General features: G+C 66.2%; 30 protein-coding genes and 1 tRNA gene. 7 read left to right on the forward strand and 24 right to left on the reverse strand.

Features of this window, described 5'->3' with window-relative positions:
- Positions 1-7: 7 nt before the first annotated feature.
- The 3 genes from ACZK33_RS16210 to ACZK33_RS16220 are packed head-to-tail and all read right to left on the reverse strand — an operon-like array spanning position 8 to position 1315.
- Positions 8-616 carry an ATP-dependent Clp protease proteolytic subunit gene (locus tag ACZK33_RS16210; RefSeq protein ID WP_423173792.1) on the reverse strand — a complete coding sequence of 203 codons (609 nt, stop codon included), beginning with the start codon at positions 614-616 and terminating at the stop codon, positions 8-10.
- Positions 617-653: 37 nt separating this feature from the next.
- Complete coding sequence (locus ACZK33_RS16215) at positions 654-1004, reverse strand: SRPBCC family protein (RefSeq protein WP_087923174.1); 351 nt, start codon at positions 1002-1004, stop codon at positions 654-656.
- Positions 1004-1315 (reverse strand): ArsR/SmtB family transcription factor, encoded by a 312-nt coding sequence (locus ACZK33_RS16220; RefSeq protein WP_423173791.1) that lies wholly within the window; start codon positions 1313-1315, stop codon positions 1004-1006. The genes ACZK33_RS16215 and ACZK33_RS16220 overlap by 1 nt, the downstream gene beginning before the upstream one ends.
- Positions 1316-1401: 86 nt before the next feature.
- Between ACZK33_RS16220 and ACZK33_RS16225 the strand changes: the two genes are divergently transcribed.
- The gene (locus ACZK33_RS16225; RefSeq protein WP_149909451.1) at positions 1402-2094 is read left to right on the forward strand and encodes an aspartate/glutamate racemase family protein; all 693 of its coding nucleotides are present in this window, start codon (positions 1402-1404) and stop codon (positions 2092-2094) included.
- A gap of 24 nt (positions 2095-2118) precedes the next feature.
- On the opposite strand, the gene ACZK33_RS16230 is transcribed toward ACZK33_RS16225, so the two are convergent.
- Entirely contained in the window at positions 2119-2514 is a 396-nt protein-coding gene (locus ACZK33_RS16230; protein ID WP_012511691.1) for a hypothetical protein, read from the reverse strand.
- 240 nt (positions 2515-2754) lie between these two features.
- Between ACZK33_RS16230 and ACZK33_RS16235 the strand changes: the two genes are divergently transcribed.
- Positions 2755-3264, forward strand: a complete 510-nt coding sequence (locus tag ACZK33_RS16235; protein ID WP_032128662.1) for a DUF3011 domain-containing protein — start codon at positions 2755-2757, stop codon at positions 3262-3264.
- Positions 3265-3349: 85 nt separating this feature from the next.
- Entirely contained in the window at positions 3350-3787 is a 438-nt protein-coding gene (locus ACZK33_RS16240) for a GNAT family N-acetyltransferase (protein WP_032128661.1), read from the forward strand.
- Here the strand turns inward: ACZK33_RS16240 and ACZK33_RS16245 are convergent.
- The 11 genes from ACZK33_RS16245 to thrS all read right to left on the reverse strand — a co-directional run bounded on the left by ACZK33_RS16245 (position 3766) and on the right by thrS (position 12214).
- Complete coding sequence (locus ACZK33_RS16245; protein WP_110712974.1) at positions 3766-4107, reverse strand: low molecular weight protein tyrosine phosphatase family protein; 342 nt, start codon at positions 4105-4107, stop codon at positions 3766-3768. The genes ACZK33_RS16240 and ACZK33_RS16245 overlap by 22 nt on opposite strands.
- Positions 4104-4304, reverse strand: coding sequence for a hypothetical protein (locus ACZK33_RS16250; protein WP_014037933.1), 201 nt, complete (start codon positions 4302-4304; stop codon positions 4104-4106). The genes ACZK33_RS16245 and ACZK33_RS16250 overlap by 4 nt, the downstream gene beginning before the upstream one ends.
- A gap of 117 nt (positions 4305-4421) precedes the next feature.
- A tRNA-Pro gene (locus ACZK33_RS16255) sits at positions 4422-4498 on the reverse strand.
- Positions 4499-4566: 68 nt separating this feature from the next.
- On the reverse strand, positions 4567-4923 hold the full coding sequence (locus ACZK33_RS16260; RefSeq protein ID WP_005410431.1) for a MerR family transcriptional regulator: 357 nt from the start codon (positions 4921-4923) through the stop codon (positions 4567-4569).
- A complete protein-coding gene (locus tag ACZK33_RS16265) occupies positions 4904-5203 on the reverse strand; it encodes an integration host factor subunit alpha (RefSeq protein WP_005410432.1) in 300 nt (99 codons plus the stop codon). Before ACZK33_RS16265 ends, ACZK33_RS16260 begins: the two co-directional genes overlap by 20 nt.
- Positions 5204-5230: 27 nt before the next feature.
- Positions 5231-7612, reverse strand: a complete 2382-nt coding sequence (gene pheT / locus ACZK33_RS16270; RefSeq protein WP_423173790.1) for a phenylalanine--tRNA ligase subunit beta — start codon at positions 7610-7612, stop codon at positions 5231-5233.
- A gap of 85 nt (positions 7613-7697) precedes the next feature.
- On the reverse strand, positions 7698-8693 hold the full coding sequence (locus ACZK33_RS16275) for a phenylalanine--tRNA ligase subunit alpha (protein WP_005417865.1): 996 nt from the start codon (positions 8691-8693) through the stop codon (positions 7698-7700).
- 193 nt (positions 8694-8886) lie between these two features.
- Positions 8887-9246 carry a 50S ribosomal protein L20 gene (gene rplT / locus ACZK33_RS16280; RefSeq protein WP_006380762.1) on the reverse strand — a complete coding sequence of 120 codons (360 nt, stop codon included), beginning with the start codon at positions 9244-9246 and terminating at the stop codon, positions 8887-8889.
- An 11-nt stretch (positions 9247-9257) separates the two neighbouring features.
- Complete coding sequence (rpmI, locus tag ACZK33_RS16285) at positions 9258-9455, reverse strand: 50S ribosomal protein L35 (protein ID WP_005410436.1); 198 nt, start codon at positions 9453-9455, stop codon at positions 9258-9260.
- A gap of 266 nt (positions 9456-9721) precedes the next feature.
- Positions 9722-10264 carry a translation initiation factor IF-3 gene (infC, locus tag ACZK33_RS16290; RefSeq protein WP_005410437.1) on the reverse strand — a complete coding sequence of 181 codons (543 nt, stop codon included), beginning with the start codon at positions 10262-10264 and terminating at the stop codon, positions 9722-9724.
- A gap of 48 nt (positions 10265-10312) precedes the next feature.
- Complete coding sequence (gene thrS / locus ACZK33_RS16295; protein WP_121504558.1) at positions 10313-12214, reverse strand: threonine--tRNA ligase; 1902 nt, start codon at positions 12212-12214, stop codon at positions 10313-10315.
- A gap of 429 nt (positions 12215-12643) precedes the next feature.
- Here thrS and ACZK33_RS16300 point away from each other — a divergent pair, with 429 nt between their 5' ends.
- Genes ACZK33_RS16300 through ACZK33_RS16310 form a run of 3 tightly spaced genes read left to right on the forward strand, consistent with a single transcriptional unit; the run spans position 12644 to position 14773 of the window.
- On the forward strand, positions 12644-12940 hold the full coding sequence (locus ACZK33_RS16300) for a hypothetical protein (RefSeq protein WP_005410439.1): 297 nt from the start codon (positions 12644-12646) through the stop codon (positions 12938-12940).
- Entirely contained in the window at positions 12940-13203 is a 264-nt protein-coding gene (locus ACZK33_RS16305; RefSeq protein WP_423173789.1) for a hypothetical protein, read from the forward strand. Before ACZK33_RS16300 ends, ACZK33_RS16305 begins: the two co-directional genes overlap by 1 nt.
- 10 nt (positions 13204-13213) lie before the next feature.
- Positions 13214-14773 (forward strand): PepSY-associated TM helix domain-containing protein, encoded by a 1560-nt coding sequence (locus ACZK33_RS16310; protein ID WP_329893986.1) that lies wholly within the window; start codon positions 13214-13216, stop codon positions 14771-14773.
- Between the two features lie 129 nt (positions 14774-14902).
- Here ACZK33_RS16310 and ACZK33_RS16315 read toward each other — a convergent pair whose 3' ends face one another.
- Complete coding sequence (locus tag ACZK33_RS16315) at positions 14903-15295, reverse strand: VOC family protein (RefSeq protein ID WP_049401221.1); 393 nt, start codon at positions 15293-15295, stop codon at positions 14903-14905.
- Positions 15296-15385: 90 nt separating this feature from the next.
- Positions 15386-16576 carry a glycoside hydrolase family 18 protein gene (locus ACZK33_RS16320; protein WP_423173788.1) on the reverse strand — a complete coding sequence of 397 codons (1191 nt, stop codon included), beginning with the start codon at positions 16574-16576 and terminating at the stop codon, positions 15386-15388.
- A gap of 222 nt (positions 16577-16798) precedes the next feature.
- On the opposite strand from ACZK33_RS16320, the gene ACZK33_RS16325 reads away from it, so the two are divergent.
- The gene (locus ACZK33_RS16325; protein WP_423173787.1) at positions 16799-17785 is read left to right on the forward strand and encodes a tetratricopeptide repeat protein; all 987 of its coding nucleotides are present in this window, start codon (positions 16799-16801) and stop codon (positions 17783-17785) included.
- Between the two features lie 134 nt (positions 17786-17919).
- Here ACZK33_RS16325 and pnp read toward each other — a convergent pair whose 3' ends face one another.
- The 7 genes from pnp to rimP all read right to left on the reverse strand — a co-directional run bounded on the left by pnp (position 17920) and on the right by rimP (position 26987).
- Entirely contained in the window at positions 17920-20028 is a 2109-nt protein-coding gene (gene pnp, locus ACZK33_RS16330; protein WP_032128652.1) for a polyribonucleotide nucleotidyltransferase, read from the reverse strand.
- A gap of 151 nt (positions 20029-20179) precedes the next feature.
- A complete protein-coding gene (gene rpsO, locus ACZK33_RS16335; protein WP_005410445.1) occupies positions 20180-20440 on the reverse strand; it encodes a 30S ribosomal protein S15 in 261 nt (86 codons plus the stop codon).
- Between the two features lie 173 nt (positions 20441-20613).
- Positions 20614-21525, reverse strand: a complete 912-nt coding sequence (gene truB, locus ACZK33_RS16340; RefSeq protein WP_423173872.1) for a tRNA pseudouridine(55) synthase TruB — start codon at positions 21523-21525, stop codon at positions 20614-20616.
- Between the two features lie 104 nt (positions 21526-21629).
- The gene (gene rbfA / locus ACZK33_RS16345; RefSeq protein WP_005410447.1) at positions 21630-22013 is read right to left on the reverse strand and encodes a 30S ribosome-binding factor RbfA; all 384 of its coding nucleotides are present in this window, start codon (positions 22011-22013) and stop codon (positions 21630-21632) included.
- Between the two features lie 129 nt (positions 22014-22142).
- Positions 22143-24788 (reverse strand): translation initiation factor IF-2, encoded by a 2646-nt coding sequence (gene infB / locus ACZK33_RS16350; RefSeq protein WP_032128650.1) that lies wholly within the window; start codon positions 24786-24788, stop codon positions 22143-22145.
- Between the two features lie 92 nt (positions 24789-24880).
- On the reverse strand, positions 24881-26392 hold the full coding sequence (gene nusA, locus ACZK33_RS16355) for a transcription termination factor NusA (RefSeq protein WP_005410449.1): 1512 nt from the start codon (positions 26390-26392) through the stop codon (positions 24881-24883).
- A gap of 4 nt (positions 26393-26396) precedes the next feature.
- Positions 26397-26987 carry a ribosome maturation factor RimP gene (gene rimP / locus ACZK33_RS16360; protein ID WP_423173786.1) on the reverse strand — a complete coding sequence of 197 codons (591 nt, stop codon included), beginning with the start codon at positions 26985-26987 and terminating at the stop codon, positions 26397-26399.
- Positions 26988-26993: the final 6 nt, after the last annotated feature.

Genomic DNA, 26993 nt, shown 5'->3' on the forward strand with positions numbered 1-26993 from the left:
GGCAGGCTCAGGCCACGAGCGCGTCGCGCCGTGCCAGTACCTGGTCGATCAGGCCCCATTCGCGTGCCTGCTCGGCACTCATGAAACGATCGCGGTCCAGGGTCTGCTCGACCTCCTCGACACTGCGTCCGCAATGCTGCGCATACAGCCGGGTGATGCGCTGCTTTGTGCGCTGCATCTCCTCGGCGTGGATGAAGATGTCGGACGCCTGGCCCTGGACGCCCCCCAGCGGTTGGTGCACGTGCAGGCTCGCGTTGGCCAACGCCGCGCGGTGGCCAGGTTCGCCGGCCATCAGCAGGAACGAGCCCATCGAGCGCGCGGTGCCCATGCACAGGGTATGCACCGGAGCGGAGATGTATTGCATCGTGTCGTACATCGCCAGGCCGCTGGAGATCACCCCGCCCGGTGAGTTGATGTACAGATGGATCGGCTTTTCCGGGTTTTCCGATTCCAGGAACAACAGCTGCGCGCAGACCAGCGCCGACACGTTGTCATCGACTTCGCCGTTGAGGAAGATGATGCGTTCACGCAGGAGCCGCGAGTAGATGTCATAGGAGCGCTCGCCGCGCTCGCTGCGTTCCACCACCATCGGTACCAGCTGCATTCTGTCCCGCATGTGCCTGCTCCCTGTAGTGTTCGATCCAGGCGCCGGCTCAAGCCGCGCGCATCACCGTGCGATGGTCGTCGTTGGAGGCCGGCGGCATCAGCGCGCGCAGGTCGGTGAGCCGATGCACGATGGTCAGCACCGTTCCTCCACCCTCGTCCGCGCGCAGCCGGAAACACACCAGGCTGTGCAGATGTGGGGGATGCGCGTCTCGCAGGTGGAAACCCAGCTCCCGCCCCTGTTCGCACAGGCAGGGCTGCGGATCGGCAAGATCGGCCGCAGGCAACCAGCGCTCACGCAGCGCCGGATCGAACAGTGCGCGCCAGACCCGCTCCGGTGGCGCTGGCAGCCGCTGCTCCATCACCAACGCCGGAACCGCTTCGTTCAGAACATCGTCCATCAGTCCATCTCCTCCAGCAGATCCTGCAAGGCATCCATCCGCGCGGGCCAGTAGGCCCGGTAGCGCTGCAGCCAGTTGCCGATGTGCGCCAGCCCGCGCGGATCGACCTCGTAGTGGACGAAGCGGCCTTGGCGCTGTTCGCTCACCAGCCCGGCATCGCGCAGCACCGCCAGGTGCTGGGACATCGCAGACTGGCTGATCGCCATGCCCTCGCGCAGCGCGCTGGCATGCTGCCCGCCTTCGGCCAGCTTTTCGAAGATGTGGCGGCGGGTGGGGTCGGCCAGTGCTTTGAAGAGGGCGTTCTCGATCATGACCAACACATTAGCAATCACTAATGTGTAGTGCAACTCCCGCATCGGCTGTGCTGCAATGACGGCTCCCCGGCATGGAGCTGTGCATGAAGACCCTTGGCCTGATCGGCGGCATGAGCTGGGAAAGCTCGGCGCAGTATTACCGGCTCATCAACGAGGACGTGCGGCAGCGCCTCGGTGGCGCACATTCGGCGCAGCTGCTGCTGTGGTCGGTGGATTTCGCCGGCATCAAGCAGCTGCAGCATGACGGCGACTGGGATGCGCTGGGCGACCACATGGCCGACGCTGCACGGCGCCTGCAGGCCGGTGGCGCCGATCTGCTGTTGATCTGCACCAACACCATGCACAAGCTGGCCGACCGCATCGAGGCGGTCTGCCCACTGCCGCTGCTGCATATCGCCGACCCCACCGCCCAGGCCATCGTGCAGGCAGGCGCACGCAAGGTGGGCCTGCTCGGTACCGCCTTCACCATGGAACAGGACTTCTACCGCGGCCGGCTGCAGGATCGCTTCGGATTGGAGGTGCTGGTTCCCGAAGCCGATGATCGTCGCAGCGTGCACGACATCATCTACCAGGAACTGATCGCCGGTGTGGTCAGCGAGCACTCACGACAGGTCTACGCCGGCGTGATCGCGAGACTGGTGGCGCGCGGTGCCGAAGCCATCATCCTGGGCTGTACCGAGATCATGCTGCTGGTACGACCGGAAGACAGCGCAGTGCCGCTGTTCGATACCACTGCGCTGCACGCACGGGCTGCGGTGGACGCGGCGCTGGCGTGAATCGATGCGCGCCGGAGCGCGGAATCAGTCCGCGCCCTGCACTTCCAGCGCGGTGATGAGCCACTCGACCACCGCCTGTGAATCGCACAGGAAAAAGATGGCATCGCCGGAGCGCGCCTCGGTAAGCAGGCGATAGACCGTGATCGCCACCGCCGACTGGTTGGCGATGAACACTTCCGGGCTGCGCGGCCCCTCGCTGTGGCCGGCAACCGCGTGCAGCGCCTTGCGTGCGGCCACGGTGGCAGCCGGGTCCGCGCTGCGGGTCAGTTCCGGCCCGCGCAGGCCCCAGGCAATGAACACATGCTTGCCCTTGAACGTGGTGTCCAGGACCCGCACCTCGGCGCCACCTGCGTCGGCCGAGCGATGAATGACGGTACTGCTGATCAACGCAACCCCCTGTGGTCGTCGTGGTCCGCGCATCCTCCTCCACGCGCCGGCCGCATGCCAGTGACAACAGCCACAGGCTGTGCCGACCGGCGTGGGAGACATGTAAGAGGGTGTAAACCGATGCGATCGGATGTGCAGCGATGATACGGGATGTAAGCCTCTGCATGGGCCCGCGCGTACTACTAAACCGCCACTGAGCCATCTTCGGAACGAAGCGTTCCGGCAGCCCCGGACTGGGCCATTCTTGCCGCCCCATCCCCACCGAGCCTGCACATGTCCCATCGCCTGCTGCTGACGATCACCGGCACCTCCCTTGCCCTGCTGCTGGCCGCCACCACCGTGGCCGCACAGGACTACGACACCGATCACATTCCGGCGCTGCGCTGCGAATCGCAGTTCAACAAGACCGCGCAATGCCCGATCGAAGGCCCCATGCGCCTGGCCAGGCAACTGTCGGTGACCCGGTGCGTGGAGAACCAGAACTGGGGCCAGAGCCGCCGCACGTTGTGGGTGACCGACGGCTGCCGCGCCGAGTTCGTCGCTGACGGCTATGGGCGCGGACGCTGGCCGGGCCGCGGCAGGGACCGTGACGATGATGGCGAGCGCCTGGTCTGCGAGTCCTACGAAAAGAAGGACAAGGAATGCCGCATCCGTGTGCGCCACGAGGTGCGCCTGATCAAGCAGAAGTCGGTGACGGCCTGCATCGAGGACCAGAACTGGGGCTGGGACCGCCGCGGCGTGTGGGTCAGCGACGGCTGCCGGGCCGAGTTCCGCGTGTATTGACTGCCGAGCACGCGCTGGCTGCGGCGGGTGCGACTGCACCTGTGGCATAGCCGATAGACTGGGCCCTCCTGTCAGGAGCCCGATCATGCCCGCTGCGACTGCGCTGCGCCTCCGCGACGCGACGCCCGCCGATGCCTCCGCGCTGATCGCACTCGACAGCGTGGCGGCAAGCGACCCTCGACGGGCGGAACAGATTGGCGAGTGGTTGGCGCGGGGCAACGTGCATGTTGCCGAGCAGGAGCGCGAGATCGTTGGCTACATGACCCTCCATGAGCACTTCTTCGGCGAAGGCTTCGTCGAAATGCTGATGGTCGCGCGCGAGCGGCGCAGCCAGGGCGTCGGCGCCGCACTGCTGCGGCACGCGATCGCACAGCGTGGACAGCGCAAGCTGTTCACCTCGACCAATGCCTCCAACATCGCCATGCAGCGCCTGCTCGTTGCATCGGGCTTCATCGACAGCGGCATCGTGCATGGACTGGATGACGGCGACCCGGAGCTGATCTACCGCTTTGCCGGCAGCTGATCGAGATACGCGGTCACCTTGATGTCCAGCAGATCCATCAGCACGGGATCCATGCAGCGATAGTCGTCCGGGATATCCAGGCAATGCAGGCGCTTGTGTTCCAGCAGGCGCGCGTATGCGGCCTGCAGGCGATGCTGGTGCTTGGCCTCCATCACGAAGATGACATCGGCCCAGCGGATGTCCGCCGGGCCGATGGGGTGTCGTGCATGCGGGCTGGTGCCGGCCGACAGCGCAGTGAAGCCGGGCCGCCGTCGCCACATGGCTTCGGCGGTCGGGCTGCGCAGCTGGTTGCGGCTGCAGACGAACAGCAGGTTGATCATTCCTGTTCCTGCAGTTGGCGGGCGCTGAGCACCGGATAGGTGAAGCCCAGCTGGCGTGCGCGCGCGAGCTTGGCATCGCGCGTGTACAGCAGCTTCCAGTTCTTCTCGGGCTTGTAGCTGTAGGCGGTCGTGGCGCGGTCGCCACCACGGTTGCGCGCCTGGCTGCGACGCCAGGCACGGTTTCTTGCAGATTCCATGATGTGTTCTCGTGAGTACCGGGTTCAGCAGCCGCGGTAGTACGAGTGGCGCGCAGCATACACCGCACGCACAAAAAAGCCCACGCATCGCTGCGCAGGCTTCTTGATTCATCACAGTGGTCGGGACGGCCGGATTCGAACCGACGACCCTCTGCCCCCCAGGCAGATGCGCTACCAGGCTGCGCTACGCCCCGACTGATGCTGCGATGTGCCCGCCAGTGCGGCGGGCCGTGAAGTATAGCGGATTACGATGGAAATGGGATCAGCGGCGCAACAACTGCAGCACTTCTTCCAGCTCCATGCGCACCTGCTTGATGATCTGGTTGCTCAGCGCCGATTCCTCGCGGGCATCGGGACCGTCCAGGCGCAGGCGTGCACCACCGATGGTGTAGCCCTGTTCGTACAGCAGGCTGCGGATCTGCCGCACCATCAGCACGTCGTGGCGCTGGTAGTAGCGGCGGTTGCCTCGGCGCTTGGCCGGCTCAAGGCTGGGAAACTCGGTTTCCCAGTAGCGCAGGACGTGCGGCTTGACGTCGCACAGCTCGCTGACTTCACCGATGGTGAAGTAGCGCTTGGCCGGGATCGGCGGTAGTTCGCGGTTACTGCCCGGATCCAGCATAAGCTTCCACCCTCTCCTTGAGCTTCTGGCCCGGACGGAAGGTGACCACCGTACGGGCGGAAATCGGAATCTCCTCGCCGGTCTTGGGGTTGCGACCCGGGCGCTGGTTCTTGCGCCGCAGATCGAAATTACCGAAGCCCGACAGCTTCACCTGACGTCCCTGTTCCAATGCTTCACGCAGCACATCGAAAAACGCGTCGACGAATTCCTTGGCTTCCCGCTTGTTCAGACCGACTTCGTCGAACAGCTTTTCCGCCATCTCCGCCTTGGTCAATGCCATTGCCTGCTACCCCCGAGTGCTGCCCGCTCAGCCGCGGATCCGGGCGTGATGTTCACGCTCGATGGCAGTGACCGCCTCGGCCACCACCGCATCCACGTCGCGGTCCGTCAGAGTGCGCGACTTGTCCTGCAAAATCAAGCCCATAGCGAGACTCTTGAATCCCGGCTCGACGCCCTGGCCGACGTAGCGGTCGAACAGGTTCAGGTCGCGCAGCAGCGGGCCAGCAGCCTGGCGGACGGTGGCCGCGAGATCGGCCCAGGCCACCTGTTCAGGCACCAGGAATGCCAGGTCGCGACGCACTGCCGGGAAGCGCGACAGTTCGCCGGCACGCGGCAGGCGGCGGGCGGTCAGCGGCTCCAGGTCCAGTTCGAAGGCATAGACGTCGGCTTCGATGTCCATTGCCTTGGCCAGACGCGGGTGGATCTGGCCGATCCAGCCGATCGCCACGCCATCGCGGAACACCTCGGCCGAACGGGCCGGGTGGCCGTAGGGGCGGGCCGACGGGCGGAACTCCAGTACCGCACCACTGGCAGCCGCCAGCGATTCCAGATCGCCCTTCAGGTCATGGAAATCGACCTTGCGGGTCGGTAGGCCCCACTGCACCGCCTGCGCATCACCGCAGACCGCCGCGGCCACGCGCGGGGTTTCCAGCGGCGCCGGTTGGCCGTCTCCGGCCTGCTGGGCGAACACGCGGCCGAGCTCGAACAAGCGTACGCGGCCGAGCTGGCGGGCGGCGTTGCGGCCCAACGTGGCGACCAGGCCCGGCAGCAGCGACGGGCGCATCACCGCCAGTTCGGCCGACAGCGGGTTGGCCAGCGGCACCAGGCCGTCGCGCAGCTGCCACTGGCTCAGCAGCGCGTCGTCGACGAAGGCGAAATTGACGGTTTCCTGCTGGTCACGGGCGATCAGCTGGCGGCGCACGCTCAGCGCGTCCAGCTGGGTCTCGCTCGGCATCGCCACGCGCGAGGCGCCGCCCGGCAGCGTGGTCGGGATCTGCTCGTAACCGTGGATGCGCGCCAGCTCTTCGATCAGGTCTTCTTCGATGGCGATGTCGAAGCGGCGGCTCGGCGCCGTGACCTGCCAGCCGTCGGCGGTGGCAACCACGTCCATGCCCAGCGCGCGCAGGATGCGCTCGACTTCCGCATCTTCGATGGTGATGCCGAGCACGCGGGTGATGCGGGCGCGGCGCAGCACGATGGTTGCCGGCTGCGGCAAGTCAGCCTCACGCACGACCTCGGTGACCGGCGCCGGGGTACCGCCGGCCAGGTCCAGCACCAGGCGGGTGGCGTACTCGATGGCGGTACGCGGCAGTGCCGGGTCGACACCGCGCTCGAAGCGGTGGCCGGCATCGGTGTGCAGGCCCAGCTTGCGGCCACGGCCCATGATCGCGGCCGGCGCGAAGTGCGCGGCCTCCAGGAACACGGCGGTGGTGGTATCGGTGACTCGGGTGTCGAAGCCGCCCATCAGGCCGGCCAGGCCGACCGCACGATCGGCGTCGGTCACGACCAGGAAGCTGTCGTCCAGCGCGGCGTCGCGGCCGTCCAGCAGCTTCAGGCTCTCGCCGGCACGCGAACGGCGCACGGCGATGCTGCCCTGCAGGGTGCCGAGGTCGTACGCGTGCATCGGCTGGCCGAGCTCGAGCATCACGTACTGGGTGATGTCGACCAGCAGCGAGACCGGGCGCACGCCGCTGCGGCGCAGGCGCTCGGCCATCCACAGCGGGGTCTCGGCGGCGGCGTTGACACCTTCGATGACGCGGCCCAGGTAACGCGGTGCTTCGGCGCCGGCGTCGAGCTGGATGGCCAGCTCACGGCTGCCGATGGCGGGAATCGTCTCGGCGGTGAAATCCAGCACGTCGCTGCGGGTGGCGGCGGCGACGTCGTAGGCGATACCGCGCAGGCTGAAGCAGTCGGCGCGGTTCGGGGTCAGCTTGATCTCGATGCTGGCGTCCGGCAGGCCCAGGTACTCGACCAGAGCCTGACCGATCGGTGCGTCATCCGGCAGCTCCAGCAGGCCGGAGGCATCGTTGTCCAGGCCCAGCTCCTTGGCCGAGCACAGCATGCCGTTGGACTCGACACCGCGCAGCTTGGCCGGCTTGATCTTCAGCTCGCCAATCTGCGCGCCGACCATCGCCAGCGGCGCAATCAAGCCCGGACGTGCGTTCGGTGCGCCGCACACGATCTGCAGCAGCTCGCCCTGCCCGGCATCGACCTTGCACACCTGCAGGCGGTCGGCTTCCGGATGGCGTACGGCGTCGACGATGCGCGCCACGACCACGTGCTCGAGGCCTTCGCCCAGCGCGGTCACTTCTTCCACTTCCAGGCCGATGGCGGTCAGCACCGCACTCAGTTCATCGCGCGAAGCGCGGGTCGGGACGTGGCTGCGCAGCCAGTTTTCGGAGAATTTCATGGTGTCACCCTGGTGGGCCCGGCGCATGCGCCTGGGCCTGCGAATTTAGAAGCAGTCGAGCAAGCTCGACTCTACGGACCGGCGCTTACGCGAACTGCTTGAGGAAGCGCACATCGTTCTCGAAGAACGCGCGCAGATCGTTGACGCCGTAACGCAGCATCGCGAAGCGCTCCACGCCCATGCCGAATGCGAAGCCGGTGTAGCGCTCCGGATCGATGCCGACGTTTCGCAGCACGTTCGGATGGACCATGCCGCAGCCGAGCACTTCCAGCCAGCGGGTGCTGCCATCGGGCTGCTGCCAGGCGATGTCCACTTCCGCACCCGGTTCAACGAACGGGAAGTAGCTGGGGCGGAAGCGCATCTCGAAGTCGCGCTCGAAGAAGGCGCGCACGAACTCGGCCAGCGTGCCCTTCAGGTCGGCGAAGGTCGAATGCTCGTCCACCAGCAGGCCTTCCACCTGGTGGAACATCGGCGAATGGGTCTGGTCGCTGTCGCTGCGGTACACCTTGCCGGCGGCGATCATGCGCAGCGGCGGCGCGTGGTCGCCCATGTAGCGCACCTGCACACCGGAGGTATGCGTGCGCAGCAGGCGGCCGTCGCCGAAGTAGAAGGTGTCGTGCATGGCGCGCGCCGGGTGGTGCGGCGGGAAGTTCAGCGCCTCGAAGTTGTGCCAGTCATCCTCGATCTCCGGCCCTTCCGACAGCTCGTAGCCCAGCCGGCCGAAGATGCCGGTGATGCGCTCCAGGGTGCGGGTGATCGGATGCAGGCCGGCGCGGTCGCCATTGCGGCCCGGCAGGGTGATGTCGATGGCTTCGGCGGCCAGGCGCGCATCCAGTGCCGCGTCTTCCAGCAGCGCCTTGCGCTCGCCCAGCGCGCGGGTCAGCGCGTCGCGGGCCTGGTTGATCGCTTCACCGGCGGCCTTGCGCTCGTCGGCCGGCAGGGCGCCGAGCTGCTTGAGCTGCGAGGTGATGCTGCCACTCTTGCCAAGCAGGGCCACGCGCAGCTGTTCCAGCACGTCGGGGCTCTGTGCGGCGGCCACATCGGCCAGCGCCTGGGTGGTGAGGGATTGGATGTCGCTCATGGGGGGCCGGAACTCCAGTCGATCTGCCATCGCGATGCGCGAAGGGCCGACCCCTGTCGCCACCGCCGTCCCCGCGCTGCCGTCATGGCCTCACCGGGACCCAAAAAAGAATGGGGAAGGACTTGCGCCCTTCCCCATGCATTGCCTTGACCTGACACCGTTCCGAGTGAACGGTTACGGCATCGGGAAGGACTTATGCCGCCAGCGCGCCCTTGGCCTTTTCGGCCAGCGCGGTAAAGCCGGCTGCGTCGTGCACGGCGATGTCAGCCAGGACCTTGCGATCCAGGGTGATGCCGGCCTTCAGCAGACCGTTCATGAAGCGGCTGTAGCTCAGGCCGTTGATGCGGGCAGCCGCATTGATACGGGTGATCCACAGCGAACGGAAGTTGCGCTTCTTCTGCTTACGGCCGATGTAGGCGTACTGCTGTGCCTTGATGACCGCCTGCTTGGCGACGCGGAAGACCTTGCGACGGGCGTTGTAATAGCCCTTGGCGAGATCCAGAATCTTCTTGTGGCGGCGACGCGCCTGTACGCCACGCTTAACTCGTGCCATTTTTCAGTTCCTCAGAGGTAAGGGAGCATGCGGTCCAGACGGCCTGCGTCTTCTGCACGGACATGGCCCGTCTGACGCAGATTACGCTTACGCTTGGTCGCTTTCTTCGTGAGGATGTGGCTACGGTTGGCGTGGCCGCACTTGTACTTGCCCGAGGCGGTCTTGCGGAAACGCTTGGCCGCTGCCCGGTTGGTCTTGATCTTGGGCATTGCAATGTCCTTGATGGGATATGACCCTGGTTTCTGACTGATCTGGCGGCGGCCTGGGCCGCTCTTTCCGTCCTGCCATGATCGGCGTACGACCCGTCCTGGGTGGGTCGAGCCGGGCATGATACAGGCAAAACCGCCCTGCCACCAGCCCCTGCAACCCTTTCGCCGGCAATTCACCGGCTTCCTGCAAAAGCAAAGGGACGCCCATGGCGTCCCTCTACCCTGAACCATTCAGCCAGGCGCCCCGGAAGGCGGCCCGTCAGGCCTCAGGTCTTCTTCTTCGGCGCGATCATCATGACCATCTGACGCCCTTCCAGGCGCGGACGGGATTCAATGACGATGTCCTCGCCCAGATCGGTCTCGATCCGGTTGGCCATTTCGCGGCCCAGTTCCTGGTGGCTCATTTCACGGCCACGGAAACGGATGTTGACCTTGATCTTGTCACCATCTTCGAGGAACCCGCGCATCTTGCGCAGCTTGATCTGGTAGTCGCCCTCGTCCGTGACCGGACGGAACTTCACTTCCTTGATCTCGACCTGCTTGGTCTTCTTCTTGGCCTCGCTGGCCTTCTTCTGCGCTTCGAACTTGAACTTGCCGAAGTCCATGATCTTGCAGACCGGCGGATCGGCCTGCGGCTGGATTTCGACCAGGTCCAGGCCTTCATCTTCGGCCATGGACAGCGCTTCGTCGCGCGACAACACGCCGATCATTTCTCCGTCACTGCCGATCACGCGGACGCGCGGCACACGGATTTCCTGATTCTTGCGGTTCTGTTTGTTGTCAGGGGTGCTGATATTACGTTCTCCCAAGGGTATCGAACCGGTCCGGGTGCCTGTGCCCCCGGACCGGACCTTTGCTTACGCGCCCTCGGCCTGGAGCCGCTCGATGAAGGCCTGCAGGCTCATGCTGCCCAGGTCTTCGCCAGAACGCGTACGCACCGCCACAGCCCCATTTTCCTTCTCGCGGTCACCAATGACCAGCAGGTAGGGCACGCGCTGCAACGTATGCTCGCGGATTTTATAGCCGATCTTCTCGTTACGCAAATCCGAGCTGACGCGGAAGCCTTGCTCCGCAAGGGTTTTGGTCACGCCCGAGACGTACTCGGCCTGGGCGTCGGTGATGTTGGCCACCACCACCTGGGTCGGCGCCAGCCAGGTCGGGAACTGGCCGGCATGGTGCTCGATCAGGATGCCCAGGAAGCGCTCCATCGAGCCCACGATGGCGCGATGCAGCATGACCGGGTGCTTCTTCTGGCTGTTCTCGTCCACGTACTCGGCGCCCAGACGGCCCGGCATCATGAAGTCGACCTGCATGGTGCCCAGCTGCCAGGTACGGCCGATCGCGTCCTTCAGGTGGTACTCGATCTTCGGGCCGTAGAAGGCGCCCTCGCCCGGCAGCTCCTGCCACTCCACCCCATTGCTGGACAGTGCCGAGCGCAGCGCGCCCTCGGCCTTGTCCCAGGTGGCGTCATCGCCCAGGCGCGATTCCGGACGCAGCGCGATCTTGACCTGGATCTCATCGAAGCCGAAGTGCTGGTAGACCGCCAGCGCCTGCTGGTGGAACGCGGTCACTTCCGCCTCGACCTGGTTTTCCGTGCAGAACACGTGGCCGTCGTCCTGGGTGAAACCACGCACGCGCAGGATGCCGTGCAGCGCGCCGGACGGCTCGTTGCGGTGGCAGGCACCGAACTCACCATAGCGGATCGGCAGGTCGCGGTAGCTGTGCAGGCCCTGGTTGAACACCTGCACGTGGCCCGGGCAGTTCATCGGCTTGAGCGCGTAGGTGCGCTTCTCCGATTCGGTGAAGAACATCGCGTCCTGGTAGTTGTCCCAGTGGCCGGATTTCTGCCACAGGCTCACGTCCAGGATCTGCGGGCAGCGCACTTCGCCGTAGCCGGTCTTGCGGTACACCTTGCGCATGTACTGCTCGACCACCTGCCACAGTGCCCAGCCCTTCGGGTGCCAGAACACCAGGCCCGGCGCTTCTTCCTGCAGGTGGAACAGGTCCTGCTGCTTGCCGATGCGGCGGTGGTCGCGCATCTCGGCTTCTTCGATGCGCTTGATGTACGCCTCGAGCTGCTTCTTGTCGGCCCAGGCGGTGCCGTAGATGCGCTGCAGCTGCTCGTTCTGCGCGTCACCGCGCCAGTAGGCGCCGGAGATGCGGGTCAGCTTGAAGGCCTTCAGGAAGCGCGTGTTCGGCACGTGCGGGCCGCGGCACATGTCCACGTATTCCTGGTGGTAATACATGCCCATCGCCTGGATGTCGTCGGACATGTCCTCGATCAGGCGCAGCTTGTAGTCCTCGCCACGGGTCTTGAAGATCTCGATCACTTCGGCGCGCGGCGTCACCTTCTTGATGACGTCGTAGTCCTGGGCGATCAGTTCACCCATGCGCTTCTCGATCGCGGCCATGTCGTCCGGGGTGAACGGGCGCTCGGAGTAGATGTCGTAGTAGAAGCCCTCGGCGATCACCGGGCCGATCACCATCTTCACGTCCGGGTACAGCTGCTTGACGGCGTGGCCGACCAGGTGGGCGCAGGAGTGGCGGATGATCTCCACGCCCTCCTCGTCCTTGGCGGTGATGATGCGCAGGCTGGCATCGTGGTCGATGACGTCGCTGGCATCGACCAGCACGCCATCCACGGCACCGGCGATGGTGGCCTTGGCCAGGCCGGCGCCGATCGACTGGGCGACCTCCATGACGCTGACGGGATTTTCGAATTCGCGGCGGCTGCCGTCGGGAAGAGTAATGTTGATCATCGCAGTGGCTTCGTGCGGGGCCCGCGGGGCGGGCTGGAAAGCGTTCCCGGGGCGGCGCCCGGGCAATAAAAAAGCGCCGCGAGGGCGCCTGGAACACAGGGCCTTCGGGGGCAGGTCAACAGTGGGCGGTGGTAGTGCTCATGTCGCACGCTCGGCCGGCGCTGGGCGCGGGCCACCTTGTTCCAGTCAGGGTTCTACGCTGATCTTAAACCAGCGCAGGGGAAAGCCCAAGGCCTACCGTACGGTCTGCTGAATGGGTCTCGCTGGCGGCGTGAAATTGCAATGATTACCATGTCGGCGCAGGCCGCCCTGTGCCAGCCTGCCCGCTTTCCCCCAGGACCCCGTGATGCGCCACCCGCTCCGACCGGCTCCCGCCGGCCCCGCCCGTGCCCCGCGTTCGCCGGCCCGCTGCCACGCTGGCCGCCCGCGATGATCACCGTCGGCCTTTCCACGCTCGGCTTCTGCAGCCTGGGCATGCTGGCGGCGATGTTCTCGGCGCTGGCCTTCTATGCCGCCTCGCCACACTGCCGCTGGCCGCGCCTGCGCCGTGCCGGCCGCCTTGGCCGCCAGATCGGCCTGGTCGCCGCTGCCGCCGCGCTGTGGCTGTGGATGGCCGAGCTTGGTTTTGCCGCCGGCCTGGTGGCGATGCTGTGCACCTGGATGCTGGCCGCCATGCTGCTGCCGGCGCTGGCGGCCTGGCACCGCCCCGGTACGGAGTCGCCCTGATGTGGCCGCGTGCCCTTGCCGGCATCATCGCCGGCTTCCTCCTCGCCGCAGCCGTCACCGGCCTGCTGGCGTGGCTGCCGCCCGGCCCGTGGCAACGGGCGCTGGTGCCGACCCTCATCGCCTTCATCCCGCTGTGGATGCTGGCCGCCCTGTGGGCGTTCAGTTTCCGCAGCGCGCTGCGTGCGTGGCTGGTGCTGGGTGGCAGCGCCGCCACCGGCTTCGCCGTGCTTGGGCTGCTGCGCCTGACCGGCGCGGTGCAATGAGACCTTTCCCATGAAGTTCAGTTCGCAGACGCTGCGCACGTTCACCACCCTGCACACCTGGGTCGGCCTGGTTGCCGGCTTCGGCCTGTTCGTGGCCTTCTACGCGGGTGCGCTGACCCTGTTCCACCACGACCTGCCGCTGTGGCAGACGCCCGGTGCAGCCACCGCACTCCCCGCCGGCCTGGACGACGCGCAGTACCTGCTGGAGGACGTGCTTGCCGCGCATCCGGAAGCGCGCCGCCACGTCGGCATGACCTTCCCCGGCACCGAACACCCGCAGCCACTGGCCTACTGGCAGGCCGATGACGGCAGCTGGCGCTACGCCTGGCCGGGACAGATCGCCGGCAGCACCACGCCGCCACAGACCGGGCTGGCCGAACTGGTCAACGAGCTGCATTACAGCCTCGGACTGCCAGTGGCCGGCATCTACGTGATGGGCATCGTCAGCCTGCTGTATGGCATGGCCCTGCTCAGCGGCCTGGTGATCCACCTGCCGAAGCTGTTCGGTGATCTGTTCGCGCTGCGTCCGGGCCGCAACCTGAAACAACTGTGGCAGGACGCGCACAACGTGATCGGCGTGCTCAGCCTGCCCTTCCACCTGATGTTCGCGGTCACTGGCGCCCTGCTCTGCCTGGTGTTCGTGCAGATGGCCCTGCTCAACCCGCTGATCTACGACGGCAAGGCCCTGCAGGCGGTACCAACCGCAATGGACACCGCGCCTGTGCGCGACGCCAGCGGCATCCCGGCACCGCCGGGCAGCCTGCGCGTGCTGCATGCACGCGCGCTTGAAGTGGCCCGCGCACAGGGCGTGGCCAATTTCGAACCGGCCTACCTGAAGCTGGCCAACGCCGGCGATGCCAACGCCACCATCGAGATCACCGGCGAATCCACCGGCACGCTCGGCCCGCTCGGCGCGGTGGCACTGGACGTGGCCACCGGCAACGTCCTGGCCTCGCAGCTGCCCGGCCAGCGCGACGCCAACCACGCCACGCTCAGCGCGGCCTATGCCCTGCACTTCGGCGAGTTCGGCAACGGCGTAGTGGTCTGGCTGTACTTCCTGCTCGGCCTTGGCGGTGCCTTCCTGTTCTACTCCGGCAACCTGTTGTGGATCGAATCGCGGCGCAAGCGTCGCCAGCCGCAGCAACCGCGTGCCGGGGTGAACATGGCACGGGCCACGGTCGGCGTCTGCATCGGGCTGTGCGTTGCGATTTCGGTGGCGTTCGTCACCGCACTGGTGCTGGAGCGGCTGGCACCGTCCGCGGTCGACCACGGCATCCGCTGGGCCTGCTTCGGCAGCTGGGCGGCCTGTGCGCTGTGGGCCGCGCTGCGACGCCCGGCGCAGGCGGCACGCGAACTGCTGTGGGCGGCGGCGATCAGCACCGCGCTGGTGCCGATCCTGCATGGCGCGCTCAATGGTGACTGGCTGTGGCGTGCTGCCGCGCGTGGCCACTGGCCGCTGTTCTGGGTCGATGCCATCGCGCTGGCCATGGCCTTCGGCTTCGCCCGCCTGGCTGTGGCCAGCCAACGCCGCGCCCGCAATGGCGACCCCAACAGCGTCTGGGCCAACTGAGCCGTCGCCGGGCATGGCCCGGCGCTACCGACCGTTACGCGCAACGCCCCCTGTAGCGTCGAGCATGCTCGACAGCTGTTGATCTCGCGCCAAGCTCCGTCGAGCAAGTTCGACGCTACCCAAGCAGGATCATGCCTCGCCGGGGTAACGACTCACTTCGATCAGGTTGCCATCCGGGTCGCGGAAGTACACCGATTCGATCGGCCCCAGCGCGCCGGTACGTGCGACCGGCCCCTCCTCCACTGCAACGGACTGCGCCTGCAGGTGAGCCAGCACATCGGTCGTCGCCGTGCGCGTGACCAGGCACAGATCGGCGCTGCCCGGCATGGGCCGCAGCGCATGCGGTTGCAGCGGGGCGCTGGCCGGATGCAGGTTGATCTTCTGCTGGCCGAACTGCAGCGCGGTACGACCGGCGCCGAAGCGCACGACCTGCATGCCGAGCACGCGCTGATAGAAATCACAGCTGCGGTCGATGTCGGCGACGGTGAGGACCAGATGGTCCAGGCGTTCGAGATGGATCATACCCGCAGCGTAGCGCTGCGGGCATGGACATGCTGTGCGGGGTCGGGCCGATGGCGTTGCGGCGTTGCGCCGGACATCGCCTGATGCAGCTCAATCGCCGATGCGTGCCTTCTGCCAGGGGCCCAGCATGGCGTTGAGCAGGCTGGCCTGTTCGTCGTCGCCGGTCAGCTCCCACATGAAGACGCCGGCCAGGCCCTGCTCGCGGGCGAACTGCGCACGCAGGCCGATCGAGCGCGGGTCTTCATAGCTGATGAAAACCTTCTGCTCGGCGTTGTACAGCCACGGGCTCTGCGCCTGTGGTTGCCAGTGCTTCGTCCAGCCCGGCTGGTCGAGATAGCGCACCTTGATCACGCGCCAGTCGCCGGCATCGGCCGGTGCACTGTAGGACTGGTACAGCCCATCCGGCGCATCGCCGGTGACCTTGAAGCCGCGCCCGTAGAACGGCACACCCAGCACCAGCTTGTGGGCTGGCACCCCGCGCTCGCGGTAGTACTGCACCGCGCCGGCAACGTTGTTCCAGCGCCGCAGTTCCGGCGCCAGCGGATCGGTCGGCACTTCATGCAGGGGCGCATTGAACGTCGACACCGCCGAGAAGCCGGTGCCCATGTCGTAGCTCATCAGGTTGATGAAATCGAACACCTTGGCCAGCGCCGGCAGGTCATAGCTTGCGGCTGGATCGTAGGGGCCATCGGTCTGCAGGCGACCGGCGGCCAGTGCGGCGGTCAACAGCATCGGCTGCCCCGCCTTGCGTCCATGCGCATCAAGGGCCACGCGGAACGCCTGCGCGAGCCGGGTCAGATTGGCGCGGTCCTGCGGGCGGTGTGCCAGCTCCTTCGGCCCGCCACTGACCGGGAACTCCCAGTCGATGTCCACGCCATCGAAACTGCCAGCATGACGATCGAAGAACAGCGCCATGCATGAGTCGACCAGGCGCTTGCGGCTGGCCTCGGTCAGCGCTGCATCGGAGAATCCGCCTGCCCCCCAGCCACCGATCGAAATCAGCGTGCGCAGATGCGGGTGCGCCTTCTTCAGCTCGGCCAGCGCCGCGAAATTCTTCGGCGCTTCCGCACCGATCGTGCAGCGCCCGTCCTCGATGGTGGAGAACGCGTAGAACAGGTGGGTGAGGCGCTCGGCCGGAATGCTCGACACCGGGTAGCGCTCGGCCGAACCACCGGGGTAGTAGGCACCGAAGATCGGCGGCTGCGCGGGTGCCGCATGCACGGCCATGGGCAAAGCACCGGCAATCAGCACGGCAAGGGCAGCCACAGTCTGGCGGAACATGGGATCTCCCGGTTCGAAGGCGCAGCCACGTTAGCAAACGGATGGGGCTGTGGGACGGTTGTCGTGGCATGTCGTCCAGTGGACAAGTGCATCCCGCCGGATGACGACAACGCGCCAGTCATGCAACGACCCTCATGCACTGCAGCAGGACACACGCCGACGCCGCCTTCGCGGGCTCGCGCATCGGCTAAGGTAGCCGCGGACCTTCAACCGCGCATGGACATGAGCACCAACCACGACAATCTCGACGACGGCGACCTGCTGGACGACGAAACCCTCGACGAATGCCAGGCCCTGGAGGCACGCGCCTACGACGCCTTCCACGAAGGCGACCTGCAGCAGGCGGTTTCGCTGTTCGGCGAGCTGATCGCACTCGCCCCCGAAGTGCCGTACCTGCATTACATGCGCGGATTGGCGCACAAGTATCTGCGCGACTGGGCTGCCTCACTGCAGGACAACCTGCAATCGGAGCAGCTGCGTGGCGAATTCGATGTCGCCACTGCCTGGAATGCCGGCATCGCCGCCACCGGCATGGCGGACTGGGCCGAAGCACGACGCCAGTGGACCCGCTGTGGCATCACCCTGCCCGAAGGCGAGGGCCCGATCGAGGGCCACTTCGGCGTGGCCTGCGTGCGCCTGGCGCCATGGTCCGACGCCGAAGTGGTGTACATGAGCCGCATTGATCCGGTGCGTGCACGCATCGACAACGTACCGCTGCCCGAAAGCGGCTTCCGCTTCGGCGACATCGTGCTGCACGACGGCGCCTCGACCGGCCAGCGTGCCTACGGCGAGCGCCAGGTGCCGGTGTTCAACGCGATGCAGCGCCTGCAGGCATCGGACATGGCGACCTTCACCGTGTTCGTGCAGTGCGATTCGGCCGATGACATCGCTGCGCTGGAGGCCATTACCCTGCCCGGCATCGGCATGGTCGAGGACTGGACGGCTACCGTGCGCCGGCTGTGCCGCCGCTGCAGCTACGGCACGCCGCACCAGCATGGTGATGAGGCGCCAGATGAAGACCAATGGAGACGCGAACGTGACCTCGGCGTGGCCGCACAGGGCCGGGCTGCGGTGGAAAAGCTCATGGCGGTGTGGGTCGCTGCAGCCCCCGGCCGGGTGCTGGAGGCCATCGAACAGCGCGAGCACCCGATGAGCGACCCGGAGCCAGGCCAGGTCTGGTGGCTGGGGGAGGACGAAGAAGACGCGTAAGTGCAAGGACCAACGGTCCTCATCCACAGGATTCCAGGCAAAGAAAAAGCGGGCCGAAGCCCGCTTTTTCATTTCAGCGATTCCAGGAGCGTGTCAACCAAGGTTGACACCTACCGTAATCGACCGGAGGTCGATTACTCGGCGCTGACGGCGTCGCCTTCTTCCACGGCCTTCATCGACAGGCGGATACGGCCCTGCTTGTCGACTTCCAGCACCTTGACCTTGACCACATCGCCTTCCTTCAGCACGTCGCCGACCTTCTCGACGCGATCGCTGGAGATCTGCGACACGTGGACCAGACCGTCCTTGCCCGGCAGGATGGTGACGAACGCACCGAAGTCCATGATCTTGGCGACCTTGCCTTCGTAGATGCGGCCCGGCTCGACGTCCGAGGTGATCTGCTCGATGCGGGCCTTGGCGGCCTGGGCAGCGATGGCATTGACCGAAGCGATGACGATGGTGCCGTCGTCCTGGATGTCGATCTGGGTGCCGGTTTCCTTGGTGATGGCCTGGATGGTCGAACCACCCTTGCCGATCACTTCGCGGATCTTGTCCGGGTGGATCTTGATGGTCAGCAGGCGCGGCGCGTAGTCCGACAGCTCTTCACGCGGAGCGGTCAGGCCGTGGGCCATTTCGCCCAGGATGTGCAGACGGCCAGCCTTGGCCTGCTGCAGGGCCTGCTTCATGATCTCTTCGGTGATGCCTTCGATCTTGATGTCCATCTGCAGGGCGGAGATGCCCTCAGCGGTACCGGCCACCTTGAAGTCCATGTCGCCCAGGTGATCTTCGTCACCCAGGATGTCGGACAGGACGACGAAACGCTCGCCTTCCTTGACCAGGCCCATGGCGATACCGGCAACCGGCGCCTTCACCGGCACGCCGGCGTCCATCAGGGCCAGCGACGAACCGCAGACCGATGCCATCGACGAGGAACCGTTCGACTCGGTGATTTCCGAGACGACGCGGATGGTGTACGGGAAGGCTTCCAGCGACGGCATGACAGCCAGCACGCCGCGCTTGGCCAGGCGACCGTGGCCGATTTCGCGGCGCTTCGGGCCCATCATGCGGCCGCACTCACCCACCGAGAACGGAGGGAAGTTGTAGTGGAACAGGAAGTTTTCCTTGTACTCACCGGCAACGGCATCGATGACCTGGCCATCACGGGCGGTGCCCAGGGTGATGGTCACGATGGCCTGGGTTTCGCCGCGGGTGAACAGCGAGGAACCGTGGGTACGCGGCAGCACGCCGGTCTTCACGGCGATCGGGCGGACGGTGTCCAGCGCACGGCCGTCGATACGGACCTTGGTGTCCAGCACCGAGTCACGCATGGTGCGGTATTCCAGCTCGCCGAATTCCTTCGACAGCTCGGCCGGGTTCCAGCCTTCAGCGGCCACGCGGCCAGCCAGGGTTTCGACCACGTCCTTCTTGATCGCCGAGATGGCGTCGCGGCGCTGCAGCTTGTCGCGCACCTGGAAGGCTTCGCCCAGGCGCGGGCCGATGGCTTCCTTCAGGGCGGAGATCAGCGCGTCGTTCTTGGCCGGAGCTTCCCAGGTCGACGGCTTGGTGCCGGCTTCGACGGTCAGCTCGTTGATCGCGTTGATGACCTTCTGCATTTCGCGGTGACCGAAGGTCACGGCGCCCAGCATCACTTCTTCGGACAGCAGCGCGGCTTCGGATTCGACCATCAGCACGGCGTTGGAGGTACCGGCGACGACCAGTTCCAGCTGCGAGTCAGCCAGTTCGCTGACGGTCGGGTTCAGGATGTACTCGCCGTTCTTGTAGCCGACCTTGGCCGCGCCGATCGGACCCATGAACGGGGTGCCGGCCAGGGCCAGGGCAGCCGAGGCGCCGATCAGGGCCGGGATGTCACCGTCCACGTCCGGGTTCAGCGACATGACCGTGGCGATGATCTGCACTTCGTTCTTGTAGTCTTCCGGGAATAGCGGACGGATCGGACGGTCGATCAGACGCGAGATCAGGGTTTCCTTCTCGGTCGCACGGCCTTCACGCTTGAAGAAACCACCCGGGATACGGCCGCCGGCGTAGAACTTTTCCTGATAATCGACGGTCAGCGGGAAGAAGTCCTGGCCTTCGCGCGCGCTCTTGGCGGCGACGGCGGTGACCAGCAGTACGGTGTCGTCCATCTTGACGATGACGGCACCGCTGGCCTGACGGGCGACTTCGCCGGTCTCGAGCGTGACGGTGTGCTTGCCGTACTGGAAGGTTTTGGTGATTTTTGCCACGGAGGGTGTCCTTGGGGATGCTGTCTGCGAATTTGGACCGTCGGCGACCCTTGCCGCCAGCGGGTGGCCGGATCGTTCCGGCCTGAATCGGGGATTGCGGTGCTACAAAACAAAACCGCGGCGCATCGCTGCGCCGCGGGGGATTCGTTGCTTAGCGACGCAGGCCAAGCTTCTCGATCAGGGCCTTGTAACGCTCGACGTCCTTCTTCTTCAGGTAGTCGAGCAGGCTGCGACGGCGGTTGACCATCTGCAGCAGGCCGCGGCGGCTGTGGTGGTCCTTCTTGTGGGTCTTGAAGTGGCCGGTCAGCAGTTCGATGCGGGCGGTCAGCAGTGCAACCTGGACTTCCGGGGAGCCGGTGTCAGCCGAGCTGCGCTTGTTGTCTTCAATGACCTTCTGGGTGTCGATCGACATTTCTTTTTTCTCTGTGATGCGTGGCCGGCAGGAACGCGCTTCGCGCACCGCCAGGCTCGCCGTGGACTACGAGGATGAAACCTGCGCGAGGCAGGCTGCCGGAAAACGGCCGCGAAATTGTAACGGTCGGGGGCTTCCGGGACAAGGACCGGGGCTGAACCGCCCGGCCCAGGTCAGAGGTTGAAACGACGCTGCGGGGCCAGCAGGCCACTGTCATCGACCTGGCCCAGGCCCTGGACAGCATCGTCCGGGCCAAACACGGCCACCAGGCCATGCGGCCAGGACAGGTCGCGCTGGCGCTGGCCGACGCAGAAACGGTGGGCCTGGTCGGCATCCAGGTCGACCCGCGGGTATTCAGCCAGGCCGGCCGCCAGCGGCAGCAGCAGCGCGTCCATGCCGGCCTCGTCACCGGCCTCGACCATCGCCCGCAGTTGATCCAGCGTGACCATGGCAGGCTCGCGGAACGGCTCGACCCACAGCCGGCGCAGCGCGCTGATGTGGGCGCCACAACCCAGGCTTTCACCGAGGTCGCGGGCCAGGCTGCGGATGTAGGTGCCGGAGCCACAGGTCACGCGCAGCCGCAGCCGTTCCGGCTGCTGCTCCAGTACCTCGATGGCATGCACCTGCACCTCGCGTTCCGGCGCTTCGATGACGTCACCGCGGCGGGCCTTCACATACAGCGGCTCCCCACCCTGCTTCAGCGCCGAATAGATCGGGGCACGCTGGCGGATGTTGCCGGTCAGCGGCACCAGCGCGGCCTGCAGGGCCTCGGCACTGATCGCCGGCACCGCGCGCTGCAGCAGCACCTGGCCTTCGGAGTCATCGGTGTCGGTGGTCTGGCCCAGCATGATCTCGGCGTCGTAGGCCTTGGCCGAGCCGAGCAACAGTCCGGCAATCTTGGTCGCCTCGCCGAAGCACAGCGGCAGCAGGCCGGTGGCCAGCGGATCGAGGCTGCCGGTATGGCCACCCTTTTCGGCACGGAACAGGCGACGGGCCACCTGCAGGGCGGCGTTGGAGCTCATGCCGGTCGACTTGTCGAGCAGCAGGATGCCATCCAGGCGGCGGAACTGAATTCGGGTCATGATAGGAGTTTGTAGAGTCGAGCCATGCTCGACTGCTGCAGCGCGGTCTGCATCAGACATCGCGCAGCCGGAATGCAACAACGCCGGGCATGCCCGGCGTCGCGCGGTTATTCTTCGTCGCTCTCGCGACGCTTCTCAGCGGCCAACGTATCAGGCAGATCGCGCAGGATGTTGTCGATGTGCTCACCACGGTCGACCGAGTCGTCGTAGTGGAAATGCAGCTCCGGCACGTGGCGCAGCTTCATCGCACGGGCCAGGTCCATGCGCAGGCGGTAGCCCAGTTCCTTCAGGCCGGCCACGGCTTCAGCCGAACGTTCCGGCATCAGCGCGGTGACAAATACCTTGGCATGGGCCATGTCGCGGGTGATTTCCACGTCGGACACGCTCACCGAGGGCAACCCGTGCTCGCGCACGGCGTTGTGCACCAGGGTGCCGAGTTCACGGCGCAGCTGGGCGGAGACACGGTCGGTTCGATGGAAAGTCTTGGGCACGAGGAGCTCTTGGTTCAGTTGTCGCCCGACCAACGGTCGGGCACTACCTTTGATTCGATTGTCGCCCGACCAAAGGTCGGGCGCTACAGGTCCATGGTGGGGCCCGACCGTTGGTCGGGCCACACCACATTACAGCGTGCGCGGCACTTCGATACGCTCGAAGCACTCGATCTGGTCACCCGGCTTGACGTCGTTGTAGGCCTTCACCGCGATACCGCACTCGGTACCGTTGCGGACTTCCTCGACGTTCTCCTTGAAGCGACGCAGCGATTCCAGCTCGCCCTCGAAGATCACCACGCTGTCGCGCAGCACGCGGATCGGCTTGTTGCGCTTGACCACGCCCTCGATGACCATCGAACCGGCGACGGCACCCAGCTTGGAGCTGCGGAAGACGTCGCGGACCTCGGCGATACCGATGATCTCTTCGCGGATCTCCACGCCCAGCAGACCGGAGGCCACCTGCTTCACCTGGTCGATCACGTCATAGATGATCGAGAAGTAACGCAGGTCAACGCCGTTGGATTCGATGATGCGACGGGCCGAAGCATCCGCACGCACGTTGAAGCCGATGACGGTGGCCTTCGAAGCGGCCGCCGAGTTGGCGTCCGACTCGGTGATGCCGCCCACGCCGGAGTGGATCACGTTGATGCGGATGTCTTCGTTGGACAGCGCGACCAGTGCCTGGCTGAGGGCCTGCACCGAACCCTGCACGTCGGCCTTGATGACGAGGTTGAGGACCTGCTGGCCCTCGCCCTTGCCCAGGGTCGCCATGATGTCTTCCATGCGGCTGCCGGCGGTGGCGACCAGGCGCGATTCACGGCGCTTGGTCTCACGCTGCTGGGCAACGTCCTTGGCCAGGCGCTCGTCCTCAACGACCACGAAGTCGTCACCGGCTTCCGGCACGCCGGACAGGCCCAGGACCTGCACCGGGATGGACGGGCCGGCGAACTCCGGCTGCTTGCCGGTTTCGTCGAACAGCGCACGCACGCGGCCGTACTGGATGCCGCACACCAGGTAGTCGCCCTTCTTCAGGCGGCCCTGCTGCACCAGCACGGTGGCGACCGGGCCACGGCCCTTGTCCAGCGACGATTCGATCACCACGCCCGAAGCGCGGCCTTCGTCGACGGCCTTCAGTTCCAGCAGTTCGGCCTGGATCGAGATGGCGTCCAGCAGGTCGTCGATGCCCAGGCCGGTCTTGGCCGAGATCTCCACCATCTGCGTGTCACCACCGAAGTCTTCGGCCACGACCTGCTCGGACAGCAGTTCGTTCTTGACCCGCATCGGGTCGGCGTCGGACTTGTCGATCTTGTTGATCGCCACGATCAGCGGCACACCCGCCGAACGGGCGTGCTGGATCGCTTCCTTGGTCTGCGGCATGACGCCGTCATCGGCGGCCACGACCAGCACCACGATGTCGGTCAGCTTGGCGCCGCGCGCACGCATCGAGGTGAATGCCGCGTGGCCCGGGGTATCCAGGAAGCTGATCACGCCCTTCGGCGTATCCACGTGGTAGGCACCGATGTGCTGGGTGATGCCGCCGGCTTCGCCGGTGGCGACCTTGGTGCGGCGGATGTAATCCAGCAGCGAGGTCTTGCCGTGGTCGACGTGGCCCATGATGGTGACCACCGGCGGACGCTGGGTGGCTTCGCCCTGGTTTTCACCGGTCGAGGCCAGCAGTGCGTCTTCGGCGTCGTTGTCGTTGGCACGGATCGCCTTGTGGCCGAGTTCTTCGGTCACCAGCGCGGCGGTGTCATGGTCGATGGACTGGGTGATGGTGGCCATCACGCCCATTTTGAACAGCGCCTTGACCACCTCACCGCCCTTCAGCGCGAGCTTCTGCGCCAGGTCGGCCACGGTGATCGTGTCGCCGATCGCCACTTCACGCACCACCGGCGCGGTCGGACGCTCGAAGGCGTGCGGACCTGCATTGTTGCCACCGCGCGACATGTCGCGACGGCCACCGGCCTGGTTACGCCCGCCCGGACGACCACGGGTGTTGCTGTTGTTGCTGTTGCCACGACGCGCGCGGTCGGCAGCCGACAGGTGCATCTGGCCGGCGAAACGGTCGCCCGGGCCACGCTCGTTGCGCGGCGCGCTGCGGTTGTTGCGGTCGTCGTTGCGCGGCGGCGGCGGAGCGCTGCGCGGCGCAGCCGGAGCGGCGGCCGGAGCACGCGGCGGGCGCGGCGCGGTTTCATCGATCGGAGCGCGCTTGGGCTTGCTGGCAGCCAGCGCCTCGGCAGCCTTGGCGGCGGCCGCAGCTTCCTCGGCGGCCTTCTTCTCGGCCTCTGCGCGTTCCTTGGCCGCAACCTCTTCCTCACGAGCACGGACGATGGCTTCGTCGCGCAGACGATCCTTCTCGGCCAGGGCCTGCTGTTCGGCAAGGTTGCGCGCACGCGACTCTTCCAGCTTGCGCAGGATGTCGGCGCGCTCTTCGTCCGGGGTCATGGCGCGAGCACCATCCTTGACGTAGGTACGCTTCTGGCGCACCTCGACATTCACGGTCGTCTTGCTGCGACCGGAACTGACCGTCACTTCCTGCTGTTTCCGGCGGTTGAGCGTGATCTTCTTTGCAGACTGATCAGTTTCTTCCGGGGCCTGCTCGGGCTTGCCGTGCGAACGACGAAGGAAGCCCAGGAGCTTCACCTTCTCGGTGCTGGTCACGACCTGGTCGGGACCGCTGAACTTCATGCCGGCACCGGCCAGCTGTTCCAGCAGTTTTTCGACCGGCGTGTTGACCAGTTCGGCAAGCTTGCGGATGGTGGTTTGCTGCGACATTCGGATCCTATGATCTTGTGGGCGCCCCCCCGCATCTGGAGGTGGCGCGGATTCTACGCCCTGAGCGGCTCAGGGCCCTGTTCATTGCCGGCTCATTCGCCGCGTTCCAGTCGGGCGATCTCCTCGGCACGTGCGGCCAGGATCAGCGCAGCGGCGCGCGCCTGATCCAGCCCTTCGATGCCGAAGTCCATGACCTCGTCGGCGGCCAGGTCGGACAGGTCCTCACTGGTGCGCACGCCGTGGCCGGCCAGCGCATACGCGGTGGCTTCGTCCATGCCCTTCAGGGACAGCAGGTCCTGCGCCGGCTGGCCGTCTTCAAGGCCTTCCTCGACTGCCAGGGCCTCATTGAGCAACGCATCGCGGGCACGAGCGCGCAGCTCTTCGACGATGTCTTCGTCGAAACCTTCCACGGCCAGCAGTTCGCCGACCGGGACATATGCGATTTCCTCGACGGTGCCGAAGCCTTCGCTCACCAGGATGCCGGCGATTTCCTCGTCCACTTCCAGCTTGTCCATGAACAGCTGGCGGGCCGAAGCCTGCTCGGCCTCCGACTTGGCGGTGACCTGGTCCTGGGTCATCACGTTGAGCTGCCAGCCGGTCAGGCGGCTGGCCAGGCGCACGTTCTGGCCGCCCTTGCCGATCGCCTGGGCCAGGCGGTCTTCGGCAACGGCCAGGTCCATCGAGTGCTTGTCTTCATCGACGATGATCGACTGCACTTCGGCCGGCGCCATCGCGTTGATGACGAAGTTGGCCGGGTTGTCGTTCCACAGCACGATGTCCACGCGCTCGCCATTGAGCTCGTTGGACACGGCCTGCACGCGCGAACCGCGCATGCCGATACAGGCACCGATCGGATCGGTGCGCTGGTCGTGGGCGAGCACGGCGATCTTGGCGCGGTCGCCCGGATCGCGGGCGCAGGCCTTGATTTCCACCAGGCCCTGGCCGACTTCCGGCACTTCCAGCTTGAACAGCTCGATCATGAATTCCGGGGCGGCGCGGCTGATGAACAGCTGCGGGCCACGCGGTTCCGAACGGACTTCGGCCAGGTAGCCGCGCACGCGGTCACCGGCGCGCAGCACGTCGCGCGGAATGCCCTTGTCCTTCGGGATGAAGCCTTCGGCGTTGCCACCGAGGTCGACATAGATGTTGCCGCGCTCGGCGCGCTTGACCACGCCGGTGATCAGCTCACCCACGCGATCCTTCCACGCATCCACGACCTGCTGGCGCTCGGCTTCGCGCACGCGCTGGACGATGACCTGCTTGGCGGCCTGGGCAGCAATGCGGCCGAAGTCCGGGTTCTCGATCTGCTCTTCGATGTAGTCGCCGACGTCCACGCCTTCGGCTTCATCGACGGCGTCCATCAGGCGGATCTGGCGGTCCGGCGATTCCATGACCACGTCATCGGCCACCACTTCCCAGCGGCGGAAGGTTTCGTAGCTGCCGTCCTTGTGGTCGATGACCACGCGGGTCAGCACTTCCTCGTCGGGATAGCGCTTCTTCGCTGCCGAGGCCAGGGCGGCCTCGATGGCATCGAAGATCACTTCACGCGGCACGCCCTTCTCGTTGGCGACTGCGTCGACTACCAGCAACAGTTCCTTGCTCATTGGCTCACTCCGCGCGCGGCTTCTTTGCCGCCGGCTCGTTGGAAGAAGAATTCTTGTTCGGCTTCGGACGCTTCGGTGCCGGACCGGTCGGCTTGCTCGGGGCCAGCCCCAGCGCCACCCAGTCGGGCATGATCCGTGCCTTGTCGATGTTGTCGGCCGACACGACCACTTCGGCCTTGTCGACGATGAAGGTGATGGTGTCCGCGGCCTCGTCGGTCGCTTCGATGCGGCCCTGCAGGCGACGACGGTTGTCCTGCGGCAGCTTCAGCGTGACCTTGGCCGATTCACCCTGGTGGCGAGCGAACTGCTCCAGGTTGAACAGCGGGCGATCCACGCCCGGCGAGGACACTTCCAGCGTGTAGTTGCCGCTGATCGGGTCTTCGACGTCCAGCTGCGCCGACACTTCGCGGCTGACCCGCTCGCAGTCGTCGACATTGATGATGCGCTCGGGCTGTTCAGCCAGCGGCACGTCGATGTAAAGGCGCAGGGTCGCACCGCCGGGGGCCGGCAGATACTCAACGCCCAGCAGCTCCAGGCCCAGCGACACAACGGTCGGGGCGAGCAGATTCGCGATGTCGGTTGCCTTGTCGCTCACAGCCTG

This window comes from Stenotrophomonas sp. 86156_Sma, from assembly GCF_056481625.1.

Excerpts from the sequence above, each read along its gene's own strand:
- ACZK33_RS16210 (WP_423173792.1), bottom strand. The coding sequence starts at position 616 with ATGCGGGACAGAATGCAGCTGGTACCGATGGTGGTGGAACGCAGCGAG.
- ACZK33_RS16215 (WP_087923174.1), bottom strand. The coding sequence starts at position 1,004 with ATGGACGATGTTCTGAACGAAGCGGTTCCGGCGTTGGTGATGGAGCAG.
- ACZK33_RS16220 (WP_423173791.1), bottom strand. The coding sequence starts at position 1,315 with ATGATCGAGAACGCCCTCTTCAAAGCACTGGCCGACCCCACCCGCCGC.
- ACZK33_RS16225 (WP_149909451.1), top strand. The coding sequence starts at position 1,402 with ATGAAGACCCTTGGCCTGATCGGCGGCATGAGCTGGGAAAGCTCGGCG.
- ACZK33_RS16230 (WP_012511691.1), bottom strand. The coding sequence starts at position 2,514 with ATGCGCGGACCACGACGACCACAGGGGGTTGCGTTGATCAGCAGTACC.
- ACZK33_RS16235 (WP_032128662.1), top strand. The coding sequence starts at position 2,755 with ATGTCCCATCGCCTGCTGCTGACGATCACCGGCACCTCCCTTGCCCTG.
- ACZK33_RS16240 (WP_032128661.1), top strand. The coding sequence starts at position 3,350 with ATGCCCGCTGCGACTGCGCTGCGCCTCCGCGACGCGACGCCCGCCGAT.
- ACZK33_RS16245 (WP_110712974.1), bottom strand. The coding sequence starts at position 4,107 with ATGATCAACCTGCTGTTCGTCTGCAGCCGCAACCAGCTGCGCAGCCCG.
- ACZK33_RS16250 (WP_014037933.1), bottom strand. The coding sequence starts at position 4,304 with ATGGAATCTGCAAGAAACCGTGCCTGGCGTCGCAGCCAGGCGCGCAAC.
- ACZK33_RS16260 (WP_005410431.1), bottom strand. The coding sequence starts at position 4,923 with ATGCTGGATCCGGGCAGTAACCGCGAACTACCGCCGATCCCGGCCAAG.
- ACZK33_RS16265 (WP_005410432.1), bottom strand. The coding sequence starts at position 5,203 with ATGGCATTGACCAAGGCGGAGATGGCGGAAAAGCTGTTCGACGAAGTC.
- pheT (WP_423173790.1), bottom strand. The coding sequence starts at position 7,612 with ATGAAATTCTCCGAAAACTGGCTGCGCAGCCACGTCCCGACCCGCGCT.
- ACZK33_RS16275 (WP_005417865.1), bottom strand. The coding sequence starts at position 8,693 with ATGAGCGACATCCAATCCCTCACCACCCAGGCGCTGGCCGATGTGGCC.
- rplT (WP_006380762.1), bottom strand. The coding sequence starts at position 9,246 with ATGGCACGAGTTAAGCGTGGCGTACAGGCGCGTCGCCGCCACAAGAAG.
- rpmI (WP_005410436.1), bottom strand. The coding sequence starts at position 9,455 with ATGCCCAAGATCAAGACCAACCGGGCAGCGGCCAAGCGTTTCCGCAAG.
- thrS (WP_121504558.1), bottom strand. The coding sequence starts at position 12,214 with ATGATCAACATTACTCTTCCCGACGGCAGCCGCCGCGAATTCGAAAAT.
- ACZK33_RS16300 (WP_005410439.1), top strand. The coding sequence starts at position 12,644 with ATGATCACCGTCGGCCTTTCCACGCTCGGCTTCTGCAGCCTGGGCATG.
- ACZK33_RS16305 (WP_423173789.1), top strand. The coding sequence starts at position 12,940 with ATGTGGCCGCGTGCCCTTGCCGGCATCATCGCCGGCTTCCTCCTCGCC.
- ACZK33_RS16310 (WP_329893986.1), top strand. The coding sequence starts at position 13,214 with ATGAAGTTCAGTTCGCAGACGCTGCGCACGTTCACCACCCTGCACACC.
- ACZK33_RS16315 (WP_049401221.1), bottom strand. The coding sequence starts at position 15,295 with ATGATCCATCTCGAACGCCTGGACCATCTGGTCCTCACCGTCGCCGAC.
- ACZK33_RS16320 (WP_423173788.1), bottom strand. The coding sequence starts at position 16,576 with ATGTTCCGCCAGACTGTGGCTGCCCTTGCCGTGCTGATTGCCGGTGCT.
- ACZK33_RS16325 (WP_423173787.1), top strand. The coding sequence starts at position 16,799 with ATGAGCACCAACCACGACAATCTCGACGACGGCGACCTGCTGGACGAC.
- rpsO (WP_005410445.1), bottom strand. The coding sequence starts at position 20,440 with ATGTCGATCGACACCCAGAAGGTCATTGAAGACAACAAGCGCAGCTCG.
- infB (WP_032128650.1), bottom strand. The coding sequence starts at position 24,788 with ATGTCGCAGCAAACCACCATCCGCAAGCTTGCCGAACTGGTCAACACG.
- nusA (WP_005410449.1), bottom strand. The coding sequence starts at position 26,392 with ATGAGCAAGGAACTGTTGCTGGTAGTCGACGCAGTCGCCAACGAGAAG.